This window comes from Hymenobacter antarcticus (assembly GCF_039539545.1).
GTDB lineage: Bacteria > Bacteroidota > Bacteroidia > Cytophagales > Hymenobacteraceae > Hymenobacter > Hymenobacter antarcticus.
The window spans coordinates 14,606-28,250 of sequence record NZ_BAABDI010000001.1 but is presented as its reverse complement, the minus strand read 5'-3'; the positions used below and the strand labels follow the sequence as shown (position 1 = coordinate 28,250).

Sequence of the window (13,645 nt, the reverse complement as noted above, 5' to 3'; positions counted from 1 at the left end):
ATGTTCCTGACCGCTTCCCAGCTCACCGCCGCCCAGGCCCTCGGCGGCAAAGGCCACGGCCTGCGCCGCCTGCTTGCCGCCGGCGTGCCCGTGCCCGACTTCGCCGTAATCCCGGCCGAAACCTTCGACGCGCTGCTGCGCGGGTTGCCAACGGATGCCAAGGGCCTGGCTCAACGCCGCGCCCGGCTCCTGGAGTTTACCCTCACAACTGCTGATGAGCAAGCCCTGCGCGACTGCCTCACGGCCTGGGGTTTTCCGCGGCAGCCGGTGGTGGTGCGCTCGTCGGTAGTAGACGAGGATGGGGGCCAGGCTGCTTTCGCGGGACTAATGGACTCATTTTTGAACCTGACCACGCTGCCGCAGGTGCTGGACGCCGTGGCGCGGTGCGCGGCCAGTGCCTATTCCGACCGGGCCTCTGCCTACCGGCAGCACCGGGGCTTGGCCGTGGCCCGGCCGGCCGTGGTGGTGCAGCGGCAGGTGCGGCCCGTGGCCAGCGGCGTGCTGTTCAGCACCCTGCCCGAGTTCCCGCAGGAGCTGGCCATTCATGCCGTTTGGGGCTTTGGTGAAGGGCTGGTGGGCGGTACGCTGCAACCCGACGAGTTCTACTTCACCAAGCAAACCGGCCAGCTATCCCGCCACGCCATCGCCCACAAGCCTGAGCAGTTGGTGGCGGTCGCTGACGTTAGTACCGACGTCAATGACCTTGCTGTTGACGGTAATATTGATGCAGTTGCCCCGACTTCCGATGAAGTTATTGAAATTGCTGAAGCTGTTGGCGCTGCTGGAACAAAGGCCGACTCCCATGCCACCCTACACCTGGCCGCCGTGCCCGCGCCCGACCAAAACCGCGCCTGCCTCACGCCCGCCCAGCTCGCCGAGCTATTCGCCCTCGGCACCCGCCTCGAACAGGCGCTCGGCGGCCCGCAGGATGTGGAGTTCGTGGCCACGGCCGACGGCGTGTGGGTAGTGCAGGCCCGGCCTATCACGCAGCCCATTCCGGAGGTGGTGGTGTACGATAATTCCAACATTCAGGAGAGCTACTGCGGAGTAACTACGCCGCTCACGTTCAGCTTCGCGCAGCGCGCCTATGCCACCGTGTACCGCCAAACCATGCGGGTGCTGGGCCTGCCGGCCGCCCAGGTGGCGGCCCACGAAGCCGTGGTATCGCAGCTGTTGGGCCTGGTGCGGGGCCGGATTTACTACAACATCAACAACTGGTACCGGGGCCTCCAGCTGCTGCCCGCCTTTCGGCAAAACAAGGCCGACATGGAGCGCATGATGGGCCTGGAAGAACCCGTGGATTTCGTAACCAGCCAGCGCAAAACCCTGGCCGCCAGCCTGCGCCTGCTGCCCCGCCTGGCCCTGAACCTGGCGCGGCTGCTCTGGGCCTTTGGGTATTTGAAAACGCGGGTAGCGGCCTTTCACGCGCACTTTCGGGCCGAGTACGGCCGCTTCTACGCCCTGCCCCTGGCCACGCTGCCCCCGGCGGCGCTGCTGCGCGAAAAAGCCCGGCTCGACGCGGCGCTGCTGGACCGCTGGACCACGCCCATCATCAACGATTTCTACGTGATGATGGCCAACGGCCGGGTGGCCCGCGCCCTGCAAAAAGCCGGCATCGCGGACCCGGACGAGTTTCTGAGCCGCTACCTGGCCGGCGATGCGCAGCTGGCCGGCACCCAGCCCACCCATCGCCTCCAGGCCCTCGCCCGCTTGGCCTGGCCCCGGCCCGCGCTCCGCGAGCTGCTGCTGGCCCTGCCCCCCGATGTCCACGCGCAAGTGGCCCGCACGGCCCCCGATTTCTACCGTGAAGTCGAGGGGTTCATCGGCCAGTACGGCGACCGCACGGCCGGCGAGCTCAAGCTGGAAACCCGCACCATGCGGGTCGCGCCCGAGGTCTTTTACCAGTACCTGCGCAATTTCCTGCTGGCCGAGCCCCCGCCGCCGCCCACCGCCCGGCCCGGCGATGCGCTGCACCAGCGGGCCCTTCAGGAGCTGGCCGCCCGCCTGGCCGGCCGGCCCTTCTGGGGGCGCCGCCAAACCTGGGCCGCCCTGCGCCAGCTGCAGCGGGCCATCGGCTACCGCGAGGCGTTGCGGCTGGAGCGGACACGCCTTTTTGGAATGTACCGCACCCTCTACCTGGCTCTGGGCCAGCACCTGACCACCCAGCGCCAGCTGGCCGAACCAGCGGAAATCTTCTGGCTCACCGAGGATGAAATAGCCACCGCCGCAGTAGTAGCCGCTACGCCAGGCGCGGCAGATGCCCCGCGGCCCGACCCTGCGCCCGCCCTGCCGACGCTGGTAGCGCAGCGCCGCCGCGAGTTTGCCGGCTACGCCCGTGAGGACGTGCCTTCGCGGGTGACCGTGCCGAGCCCGCCCGTGAGCGGGGCCGCGCCGCCCGAAAATCCCCGCGCATTGCGCGGCACGGGCTGCTATCCCGGCACGGTCGAGGGCGAGGTGCTCGTCATCACCGACCCCGGCGGCAACCTCGACGTGAGCGGCAAAATCGTGTGTGCCCTGCGCACCGACCCCGGCTGGGCGGCCCTGTTCCCCATGTGCCGGGGTGTCATCATCGAAAAAGGCTCCTCGCTGTCGCACTCGGTCATTTTGCTGCGCGAGCTCGGCATCCCTACCATTATCAACGTGCCGGGCGTAACCAAGCGGCTGCACTCCGGCCAGCGCATTTGGCTGGATGGGCGGACGGGGGAGATTGGGGAGAGTTAAGAGTTAAAAGTTAAGGGTTAAAAATTTCGCTGGCAAATCTTTAACCCTCAACCCTCAACCCTCAACTCTTAACCCTCAACTCTTAACTGTCAACTCTCCTCATGTCCATCACCAGTCAGGCGTTTACAGGCCAGCTGCCGGCTTCCTTTTTCGAAATCCCTGCTGCTATTCACCCCAGCCGGCCGGCTGAAAACCCCGTCGCCATCCTCGACCTGTTTCAGGCGGAAGCAGCGCGCAACAACATCGTCGTTTTCACCGACCACGTCGCGCTGCGGGTCGTAGGCATCTTTCCGCACGAGGGCGGGGAGGCGTATTTCGGCTTCTGGGAGACTACCGACGACCTGGCGCTGAACCGCGAAGCTTTTGCCCGGCTGGCGGCCGAAACGCGGCGGCGCGGCTATGCCCGGCTGCTGGGGCCACTCAACTTCAATACTTTTCAGGCGTACCGGCTGCGGCTGGGCGCGGCTCCTTCCTGGGGAGTGTTCGACCGCGAGCCCGGCCACCCGGCCTACTACCCGGCGCTGCTGGAGCAGCTGGGTTTTACCCCCAGTCTCACGTTTGAAAGCCGGCTGATTCGGGCCGATACCGTGCCCGAAGCCTACGGCCGCAAGGCCGACCTGCTGGCCGCCTTCCAGCAAATTCCCTTCGACCTGATTCCGCTGAACCCGGACACCTGGCAGCAGCACGAAACCGAGCTGCACGCGCTGGTCGACGGCATTTTCAGCGCCAACCCGGCTTATCGGCGCATTCCGCCGGCGCAGTTCCGGCGGCAATACAATGCCGGGTTCGCGGCGGGGCTGTGCCCGCACACGTCGGTGCTGTTCCGCGACCGGCCCACGGGGCAGCTCGTGGCCCTCAGCTTTTGCCAGCCCAACTACGCCCCGCTACGCCTGGCGACCACCACAGCACCCGATTTTGCCCGCGACTACCCGCGCCTGCCGCGCAAAACGCTGCTGGCCAAAACCGTGGGCGTCCACCCCGATTTTCGCCAGCAGCAGCTCATGAGCTACCTCGGGGCGTATGGCATGATGAGCTTCCGGGAATTCTACCAGGAAATCATCTTCTGCCTGATGCGCTCCGATAATTTTTCCCGGCACTTCACCGATGGGCTACCGGCGGAGGTGGCCCATTACGCCCTGTTTGGGCGAGCGCTGGGAGGCTGAGCGGGGAAACGCCCGTCGGCCCGTCATGTCGAGCGCAGCCGGAATATTTCGCGTGATTTGGTAACTCAATTGCAGCAACAGCATGGAGTACTGCCCCGAGCGGGATATCTCGGCTGCGCCCGACATGACGTTCTTAAATCAGCCCAGGACCCTCTCCCCCCAATGGCCTTTCTCTATAAAATCCGCCTGCTGCTGCTCGCCCTCACCGGGGTAGCTTGCGTAGTGCTGTGGCCGGGCGTGCAGGCCGCCCTGGTCGTGGATAACAACCTGTCGGCCTGGTTCCTGACCGACGACCCGGCCCTGGCCGCGTACCGCGACTTTCAGGGGCGCTTCGGCAACGACGAAGTGGTGGTGGTGGTGGTGAAGGATGACCGCACGGTGCTCACGCCGGGGTATTTCGCGGGCCTGCGGGCCCTCAGCGCCGAGCTGGCGGGGCTGCCCGAAGTGGCCCAGGTGCTGGGCGCCGGTACCACGGAGCTGCCGGGCCGGGGGGGGCTGCTCGGTGCGGAAGCCCCCCGGGCCCTGCTGCCGCCGGGGGCCACGGCCGGCACGGTGCGGGCGGCCCTGGGCGAGCTGCCCACGCTGCGCGGGCAGCTTTTCAGCCCCGATTACCGGGCCACGCGCCTGCTGGTGGTGCTGCGCCAATTGCCCGATTTCGACAATCGTCGGGGGGCAATTCTGGGCCGGGTGCGGGCCGTGGTGTACCGGCACTTCGCCCCCGGGCAGGCCTTGCTGGGCGGGGTGGGAGTCGTATTCGCGGGGCTTAATGAGCTGTCGCAGCACGATTTTGGGCTTTTTCTGGGGGTGGGCTACTTGCTGATGTTCACCATTTTTCTGGTCATCTACCGCAATTTTTACCTGCTGCTCTACACCCTGGGTATCGTGGGGCTGGCCACCTACCTCACGCTGGGGGTGTATGGGGCGCTGGGGCACCGTATCAACCTGCTTACCGTGCTGCTGCCCATCGTCATCATCCTGCTGGGCTTTCTCGATTCGATGCACGTGGTGAACGAGCGCAACCTGCTGCCCACCGCCGCTACCGACACGCCGCGGGCCAGTGCCTTGCAGGCCCTGCGCAACGTGTTTCAGCCCTGCCTGTTCACGATGACGACCACGGCCGCCGGCTTCCTGGCGCTGCTCACCAGCCCGATGGCCATTCTGCGCGATTTCGGGTTGTTCGCGGCGCTCGGTATCGCGCTGTGCCTGGGGCTCACGTTCTTGCTGGGGGTCACGATTCTGCCGCTCACCCGGCCGGTGCCGCGGGCCACCCGCGCCACCGGGGGCGCGGTGCTGCGGTTGTACGAGCTGGTGCTGCGGCACCGGCGGGCGTTCGCGGCCCTGGCCGTGGGCCTTATGCTGGCGCTGCTGGCCGGCCTCCCGCGCCTGCACAGCGACACCTACACCCTGGGCTACCTGCCCGACGACTACGTGGTCGTGACCGACCACCGGGCCATGGAAGCCGCCTGGGGCCCCTACATGCCCCTGGAGCTGCTGGTGCAGCCCCGCCCCGGCCTCACCCTCGATAGCAGCCGGGTGCTGCGAGCCGCCGTGGCCTTCGCCGATTCGGTGCAAACCATGCCCGGCGCGGGCGCGGGGTTCGGGTTTCAGTCGCTGTACCTGGCGGCGCTGGAGCCCCGGTTTGGCCCCAAAGCCCGCCGCGCCCTGCACAGCCAGGGCGTGGTGCGGGCCGTGCACGCGCAGCTGCGGGCCAGCTACCCGGCCCTGGCCCGGCAGTATGTGCACGAGCCCAGCCAGACGGGCCGCATCACGGTAGCGGGCCCGATGCTCTCGGCCCGGCAGCTCACTGCCCGCATGGCCACGGTGCTGGGCATTGCGCGGGCCACGCTGGGGCCGGTGGCCCGCGTCACGCCCGCCGGCTACCAGCCCATGTACGCCCGCATCACGGCCTACGTCACCACCTCCCAGACCAACAGCCTGCTCACCTCGTTCGGGCTGGTGTTTCTGCTCACCTGGGCATTTATCCGCAATTTCCGGCTGGCGGTGCTGGCGGTGGTGCCCAACCTGTTTCCGGTGCTGGTGCTGCTGGGTGTGATGGGCTGGGCGGGCATCGCCCTCGACGCGGCCACGGCCAGCATCGCCGCCATCGTGCTCAGCCTTTGCACCGACGACAGTATTCACTTCATCCACGCCTACCAGCAGGGCCGGCTCCGGGGCGAGCTGCCGGCCGTGGCCCGGCGGGCCACCGTGGCCCACATTGGGCCTACGGTGGTGCTCACCAGCGTTATTCTGTTTCTCGGCTACGCGGTTATGCTGCTGGCTTCGCTCAAAACCGTGCAGCTGTTTGGGGCGCTCACGGCCGTGGCCATCGTCGGGGCGCTGTTTGGCGAGCTGGTGATTTTCCCGCTGGTGCTGGAACGGTTCGACCGGCGAGCCCGGCTGTGATAGTTAGGAGTTAGGAGTTAAGAGTGAGGAGTTAAGAGATTAAATAGTAAGCCCATATAGTCCTCACTCTTGACTCCTAACTCTTGACTCCTAACTTTCATAGCCTGAGCCGCTATGGCCGCCCGCCGGGGCTGCCAGCCGGCGTGATGCCGCCCGGCGTAGTCGTGCCCGGCGATGGTGCGTTGGCTGGCGCGTTAATGGGGTTGCCGGCCGGGACGGCGGGCCGCTGGTTGGTCGAATCGGCCGGCTGTACGCTCGGGGCCGGGGTAGCGGGCACAGGGCCGGGCATTGCGTTGGGCTGGGTTGTGGTCGAGTCGCGGGCAGGGGCGGGCTGCGTGCCCGGGGCCGCTACGGGAGCCGCGCCAGCGGGTGCGCCAGGATAGCCGCCGGGCCGGGCACCAGGGGTGCCGGGGGCCGCACCGGGTGCGCCGGCGGGCCGGGTGCCGGGTGCGCCAGCCGGGCGGCCACCGCCGCCGGCCGGGGCCCCGCCACCGCCGCCAGGAGCGCCACCGCCACCGCCACCAATATCACCACCGCCACCGCCATCACCTTTGAGGTCGTCGTTGTTGATGCTCTTGCCGCGGCGGGGGCGCTGGTCCACCGTGAGCTTGCCGATGCGGTAGCTCACGTTCACCTTGAAGCTGAGGTTGCGCAGCAGGTTGCGGCTGGTTTGGTCGATGAGGGGCGAGGTCACGTTGTTGCGGATGACGATGCCGGAGGCGGAGAAGAAGTTCTCGGCCCCAAAGCCGATGCTGCCGCGCTTCTCGGCAAAGTCGCGCTTCACGCTGAGGCTGTATACGCCGAAGCCGCTCTGGTCGCCTTGCAGCTGCACCTGGTTGCCGCGGTAAAACACGAAGGCCTGCAAGCCCCATATCGGCGTGAAATTGTAGGAACCAAACACCCGGCCGCTCATCACCCAGCCCTCGTTGGCGGCGTTGAAATTGCGGTCGGGCACGTTGTTGGTGAGGGTGACGTAGTAGAAATCGGTGCCGGCGTTCAGGCTGAGCTTGCCGTTGTTGATGTTGGCAAACAGGCTGCCGCCGTAGGCATTCTGCCGCCCGATGTTGGCGTAGCTGGTTTGCACCGTATCGAGGCCGCGCACCGTGCGCAGGGCCTCGATGGAGCCCGTGGTGTTGCGCATGAAGGTGCTGAAATTCAGGTTCAGGCGCTTGTAGGCCGTGCTGTAGCCCAGCTCGTAGTTGTTGGTGAACTCAGGGTCCAGGAGGGGGTTGCCGAAGCTGATGTTCTTCGGGTTTTGGGCGTTGACGTTGGGGTTGAGGAATTGCAGCGACGGGCGCTGAATCCGCTTGTTGTAGGCCAGTTTCAGCACGTTGCCGTTCGAGAGCTTGCGCGAGAAGTTCACGCTGGGCACCAGCACGCCGTAGTCGGGAATGTTGACGGCCTCGGTGGAATTAGCGAAATCAGCGTTGATAGTGGTGTACTCGTAGCGCAGGCCGGGCTTCAGCGTAAAGCCTTTGGGCAGCCCCAGGGTGTAGGCCACGTAGGCGGCCGTCACGTTCTGGCGGTAGGTGAACACGTTGCTGGACGTAAGCCCCACGACGGGCAGCAGCTCGCCGCTGGCGCCGAAGCGGGCGGTGGCGTAGTCCGAATTCACCCGCCGCAGAATGTTCTTCGCCCCCATCTCCAGAATCTGGGTTTTGCTGATGGGGTTCTGGTAGTCAAGCTGGACCGTATATTCCTCGTTGTAGCTGGGGTTGTCGTTCACAACCCGGGTCGGGCCGGGCTGTGTCGAGCTCAGAATGTTGTTGACGAAGCTGTTGGTGCGGTCGTTGCGGCTGAACAAGGTCAGGATGCTGAACTCGTGCTGCGGCTTCTCGAAGTTGTGCGTGTAGTTCAGGCTGGCATCCACGGTGCCCGACAGGTCCTTCGAATACGTGTCGCGCCGGTCGCTGCCGAAGGGAGTTCCCGTGGCAGACTCGCCCCGGAAGCTGGTGCGCAGCAGGCCGTCCTGGTAGTTCTGGCCGCTGCGGGTACCGTAGGCCACGGAGGCCTGCAGCGAATTGAACTTGTCGATATCGTAGTCCCAGCCCAGCGTGTAGCGGCCGAAGACGTTCTGCTGGCGCGTGTTGGCCGATTGCAGCGTGGTGGTGGCCGAGCCATCGGCGATGCTGCGCGTCAGCTGCGTGTTCGAGAACTCGCCCGGCACGTTGTACGTCGCCCGGCCGAAGCCACCCAGCGAAAAGCCCATTTTGCCGGTGCGCAGGCCGCCGTTCAGGCTCAGGTTGCTGCTCCGGATGCCCACGCTCAGGTCCACGCCCAGCGTGGCCCCGCGCAGCGTGTTCTGCTTGGTGATGATGTTGATGATGCCGCCCGAGCCCTCGGCGTCGTACTTGGCCGAGGGCGAGGTGATGACCTCCACGGTCTTAATCTGGTCGGCCGGAATCTGCTTCAGGGCGTCGGCAATGCTGCTGGCCGCGATGGTCGAGGGCTTGTTATTGATGAGCACCCGAATGTTGCTGGAGCCGCGCAGGCTCACGTTGCCATCCAGGTCCACGCTCAGCAGCGGCACGCGCTTGAGCACGTCGGTGGCGTCGCCGCCGCGGGCGGTCTGGTCGTTTTCGGCGTTGTACACCGTGCGGTCCACCCGCTCCTCAATCAGCGGTTTTTGGGCCACCACTACCACTTCGCCCAGCTTCTGGGCCGTGGCAGCCAGGGCCACGGTGCCCAGCTCGAGCACACCGCCGGCAGGCACGGTCACGCCGGGGCGCGCCTCGTTTTTATAGCCCAGGAAGCTCACCTGCACCGTGTAGGTGCCCGCCGGAATGCCGGGTAGCACAAACTTGCCGTCGTCGCCGCACACGCCCCCGTTCACCACCTTGCCCGTGCCCGTTTCCAGCACGGCCACCGTGGCGTACGATACGGGCTTGCCGGTGGCGGCATCGGTTACGGTGCCGGTTACGCGGCCCGTGGCGGCGCGGGGTGCCGCCGGCGCGGCCGGAGCGGGCCGTGCTCCGGCCGGAGTCTGCTGGCCTGCGGCCAAGTGGCTGATGCCCAGCAGGGTAGATAGCAAAACGGCGCTAACCGGTAATTTTTGTCTCATACAATTCATAACGGCCAAAGTGCCATAATTCTGCCCGGAGGTTGCATCCGGCTTACTTCTTTCCGGCAAGGCTGCCTACTTGTTTAACCAGTAATCGCCTCAATCAGCTTGCCGATGTGCAAAGGTCTTTCTGAAAGTCGCCCGTGCTGCCATTAAATAGATTATCAAGTCCGAATCCCCGACCAAGGCCCCGATTCTATCGCCGCCTAACAACCGCACTTCGCCCGCGGTCGTACCTTTGTGCCAGCCCGATAATCTTTTAGCGGGTCAGGCGGTTACATCCCCGTCACTCATTCCCACCACGCCTGCCCCGATGATAATTGAACCCGGCCCGCTCCTGGCGGCGATTGACTCGCCCGACGACCTCAAGAAGCTCGCCCCCGAGCAGTTAGTCCAGCTCAGCACCGAGCTGCGCGATTTTATCATTGATTCCGTCAGCATTTACGGCGGCCACTTCGGGGCCTCGCTGGGCGTGGTCGAGCTGACCGTGGCCCTGCACTACGTCTTCAATACGCCCCACGACCAGCTGGTCTGGGACGTGGGCCACCAGGCCTACGGCCACAAAATCCTCACCGGCCGCCGCGAGCAGTTTCCCACCAACCGCCGCTACCACGGCATGTCGGGCTTTCCCAAGCGCAGCGAAAGCGAGTACGATGCCTTCGGCGTGGGCCACAGCAGCACCAGCATCGGGGCGGCGCTGGGTATGGCCGTGGCCTCCGACTACAAGGGTGAATTCGACCGCCAGCACATTGCCGTCATCGGCGACGGGGCCATGACGGGCGGCATGGCTTTCGAGGCCCTCAACCAGGCCGGCGTGGTGAATTCCAACCTGTTGGTTATCCTCAACGACAACTGCATGAGCATCGACCCCAACGTGGGCGCGCTCAAGGAATACCTGACCGATATCACCACTTCCCGCACCTACAACAAGGTGCGCGACGAGCTGTGGAACGTGCTGGGTAAGCTCTCCAAATTCGGCCCCAACCCGCAGCAGATTGCCCGCAAAGTAGAAGCGGCTATGAAGGCCACGCTGCTCAAGCAGAGCAATCTGTTTGAGGCGCTGAAATTCCGCTATTTCGGCCCCGTGGATGGCCACGACGTGCAGCATCTCGCCACCATCCTCAACGACCTGAAGTCCATTCCCGGTCCCAAGCTGCTGCATTGCGTCACGGTGAAAGGCAAGGGCTATGCCCTGGCCGAGCAAGACCAGACCCTATGGCATTTCCCGGGTTTGTTCGACAAAATCACCGGCGAAATCTCCAAGAAAACGCCTGATAAACCCCAGCCGCCCAAGTATCAGGACGTGTTTGGCCACACGCTGCTGGAGCTGGCCCAGGCCAACGACAAAATCATGGGCGTGACGCCGGCCATGCCCTCGGGCTCATCGCTGAACATCATGATGGCCGCCATGCCCGAGCGCACGTTTGACGTGGGCATTGCGGAGCAGCACGCCGTTACGTTCTCGGCCGGCCTGGCCACGCAGGGGCTGGTGCCGTTCTGCAACGTCTATTCCACGTTCATGCAGCGCGGCTACGACCAGGTGATTCACGACGTCGCCCTGCAAAACCTGCACGTCGTGTTCTGCCTCGACCGCGCCGGCTTCGTGGGGGCCGACGGCCCCACCCACCACGGCTGCTACGACCTGGCCTACATGCGCTGCATCCCCAACATCGTGGTATCGGCCCCGATGAACGAGCAGGAGCTGCGCAACCTGATGTACACCGCGCAGCTGCCCGAAAATGCCGGCCCCTTCAGCATTCGCTACCCGCGCGGCGAGGGCGTGATGCCCGAGTGGCGCACGCCATTGCAGCGCGTGGCCATTGGCACGGGCCGCGTGGTGCGCGAGGGCGAAGAGGGCGGTGTGGCCATCCTCAGCATCGGCCACATCGGCAACTACGCCGTGAAGGCCACCGCTGCCCTGGCCGCTGAAGGTCTCTCGGCGGGCCACTACGATATGCGCTTCTGCAAGCCGCTGGACGAGGAAATGCTGCGCGACATTGCTCGGCGCTACCGCGCCATCGTGACGGTGGAAGACGGCTGTCTGCCCGGCGGCTTCGGTTCGGCCGTGCTCGAATTCCTGACCGACCACGGCTTCAGCCTGCCCGTCCGTCGCCTTGGCATCCCCGACCGCGTGGTGGAGCACGGCACCCAGGATGAGCTGTATAAAGAATGTGGTTTCGATGCCGCCGGCATCGCCCAGGCCGTGCGCGAGCTGAGCGCTAAGATGACGGCGGCGGCTCGGGAAACGGTGCTGCTGTAGGTCAGAAAGAGCTTTTTAAATATAAAGAAGCCCCCGTAGCAGTTGCTGCGGGGGCTTCTTTATGTGGTTACAATTTGTAGAACGGTAACTCGCCGTAGCGAATGTTCAAGTTTGGGAAGGTTAGCTGTAGCTCCGTAGTTCGGTCAATAATACTTTGGTCAAAGCGTGGCGGGCGTTTGTGAATCCCATTAGCAACGATGACTTCTACCGTTTCGAGTTCGGCCAATAATCCTTCGCTTAGAAACCATTCGACTGATTGGCGTAGCTGGCGAATAGCTGATTTTCGGCCCTCTTTCCGGGTTCGAGCTTTGTTCTCTTTCATCTCGATGAACAGCGTGACCGATTCATTGAATATGATGCAGTCACACCTTTTTCCTTCGGAGTCAGTAAACATGCATTTATCCACCGCTAAAAACTGAAAAACTTGACCTTTAGCGTTTCGGACAATAAAGTCAAATTCGTCGCCCTCTTCGCGGGATGAGCGCAGATAGCAGCGCCCGTCTATGCGTAAGTCTTCAGCGGCTTGGTCTTCTCCTTTCTTGTGGTCGTAAATCGCGGCTTGGCGGGCATTCAACGTGACAAGGCAACTGCCGGCCACTACGCGGGAGTGCTGGCGTACTTTTTCAGCATTCATTATTTGGCGCTGGCTACAGTTTTCGACGGTTTACGCAGCTTTACCAACTTGTCGAAAACGTCGGCTAATTCGTCTGAGGCGGTATCCAACTCATTTTCTTCAATCAGGCCGGTTTTCTTATTGATGATGGAGCGCACCTGTTGCTTGCGCTTGGTGTCGGGCCGGTCCACGTAGTAGGCGGCAAATTGGTCAGGGTCAATCCAGCAGTGGCGTGGAATCAGCCGGGCCACTTTCTTGGCGGTGGCCTCGTCCTGCTGCGCGATGCGGAAGGCATAGCACATGAGGTTTAAGGCCGTGAGGACGTAAGGGCTGTGAGTGGTAAGCACCAAGTCATTTTGGCCATCCAGCCGCGCACATTTCTCAACGAGTATTTTGACTAACTCAAACTGGGCAGTTGGAAACAGGTTTAATTCAGGCTCTTCTATGATGAAGCTCTGCGCCTGCTCAGTGTTGCGGCTCAGATGCTCCAGCAGCACCAGCAGCGGCGTGACGGATTGGATGCCGCTGGCGGCTTCTAGAAGCATTAGAGGCTCTTCGCGTTCGGGGATTTTGATGAAGTCGCGGCCGTCTATATGCAGGTATTTTACATTAAGAAATTGAATGTCTAGTTCAGAAATTTCTTTTCTTGACAGCGAAAAACTATTCGCGAATTCTAGCAAGAGTTTAGACAAGCCAATATCATCACGCATCAGGCCTGCCCATGAGTATTCTATTGCGGGTAAGAATACTCGTTCTGATGGAATATAAGTGGGCTTAGTAGGAAAAACAATGTGCTTAAGGAGTGCTATACTTGCTGCCCTTTTAGCGCGTTCCTTTACCCTGTCTAATAGATTAATAGGTACTTGTTGGATATCAATGCTGAGTTCTTCCAACGCCTCTTTGATTCCTTCATCAATTAAGGATTCGATTTTTACTTTGTGAGAATCATAGGCAATATCAACCATTGAATTTAATTCGTTGACAGCTTTTGTATGGGCTTTTTCCTCGTTGTCTTTGCTTCTATAGTTTACAGAAAACCCCAAACTATTGGAATTAGTCCAGTCAATCCGCATTCTTTCTGTTTCAAAATTTTTGATTGAGTAGGTACTTAGGAGGTCATCTAGGTCGATTTTTTCCTGCTTCACAATCTCATTTTGCTTCATTATCGCCGCCAGCTTCGCCAGCGTGCTCTTCCCGCCACCCGTTGGCCCAATGAAAACCGTCACCCGCTTAAAGTCCACGGTGGCGTCTTTGATGGGGCCGAAATTCTTGACAACTAGCTGCTCGTTCATGAGATTCTCAACAAAGGGACGGGCCCAAAAGTAACACGCGGCGGCCCCCGTTGCCGGGAACCGCCGCGCGGCGGGGGTAGCCGAAGCTACGAAGGTTACTGCAGCGGCGGCAGGGCGGCGCTGGGCGAACGG

Annotated in this window: 7 protein-coding genes; 4 read left to right on the top strand and 3 right to left on the bottom strand. The window is 63.1% G+C overall.

Annotated features, from left to right (window positions below; translation table 11 throughout):
• From ABD819_RS00085 to ABD819_RS00075, 3 genes are all read left to right on the top strand, one after another.
• The gene (locus ABD819_RS00085) at window positions 1–2,721 is read left to right on the top strand and encodes a PEP/pyruvate-binding domain-containing protein (protein ID WP_345119709.1); all 2,721 of its coding nucleotides are present in this window, start codon (window positions 1–3) and stop codon (window positions 2,719–2,721) included.
• A gap of 101 nt (window positions 2,722–2,822) precedes the next feature.
• Window positions 2,823–3,884 carry a hypothetical protein gene (locus ABD819_RS00080; protein WP_345119708.1) on the top strand — a complete coding sequence of 354 codons (1,062 nt, stop codon included), beginning with the start codon at window positions 2,823–2,825 and terminating at the stop codon, window positions 3,882–3,884.
• A 162-nt stretch (window positions 3,885–4,046) separates the two neighbouring features.
• Entirely contained in the window at window positions 4,047–6,287 is a 2,241-nt protein-coding gene (locus ABD819_RS00075) for an efflux RND transporter permease subunit (protein WP_345119707.1), read from the top strand.
• Between the two features lie 112 nt (window positions 6,288–6,399).
• Here ABD819_RS00075 and ABD819_RS00070 read toward each other — a convergent pair whose 3' ends face one another.
• Window positions 6,400–9,348: a TonB-dependent receptor domain-containing protein gene (locus ABD819_RS00070; protein WP_345119706.1), complete on the bottom strand. Its 2,949-nt coding sequence runs from the start codon at window positions 9,346–9,348 to the stop codon at window positions 6,400–6,402.
• Between the two features lie 313 nt (window positions 9,349–9,661).
• Here ABD819_RS00070 and dxs point away from each other — a divergent pair, with 313 nt between their 5' ends.
• Window positions 9,662–11,608 (top strand): 1-deoxy-D-xylulose-5-phosphate synthase, encoded by a 1,947-nt coding sequence (gene dxs, locus ABD819_RS00065; RefSeq protein ID WP_345119705.1) that lies wholly within the window; start codon window positions 9,662–9,664, stop codon window positions 11,606–11,608.
• A gap of 67 nt (window positions 11,609–11,675) precedes the next feature.
• On the opposite strand, the gene ABD819_RS00060 is transcribed toward dxs, so the two are convergent.
• Window positions 11,676–12,242: a hypothetical protein gene (locus ABD819_RS00060; protein ID WP_345119704.1), complete on the bottom strand. Its 567-nt coding sequence runs from the start codon at window positions 12,240–12,242 to the stop codon at window positions 11,676–11,678.
• Window positions 12,242–13,513, bottom strand: coding sequence for an AAA family ATPase (locus tag ABD819_RS00055; RefSeq protein WP_345119703.1), 1,272 nt, complete (start codon window positions 13,511–13,513; stop codon window positions 12,242–12,244). The genes ABD819_RS00060 and ABD819_RS00055 overlap by 1 nt, the downstream gene beginning before the upstream one ends.
• Window positions 13,514–13,645 lie beyond the last annotated feature (132 nt).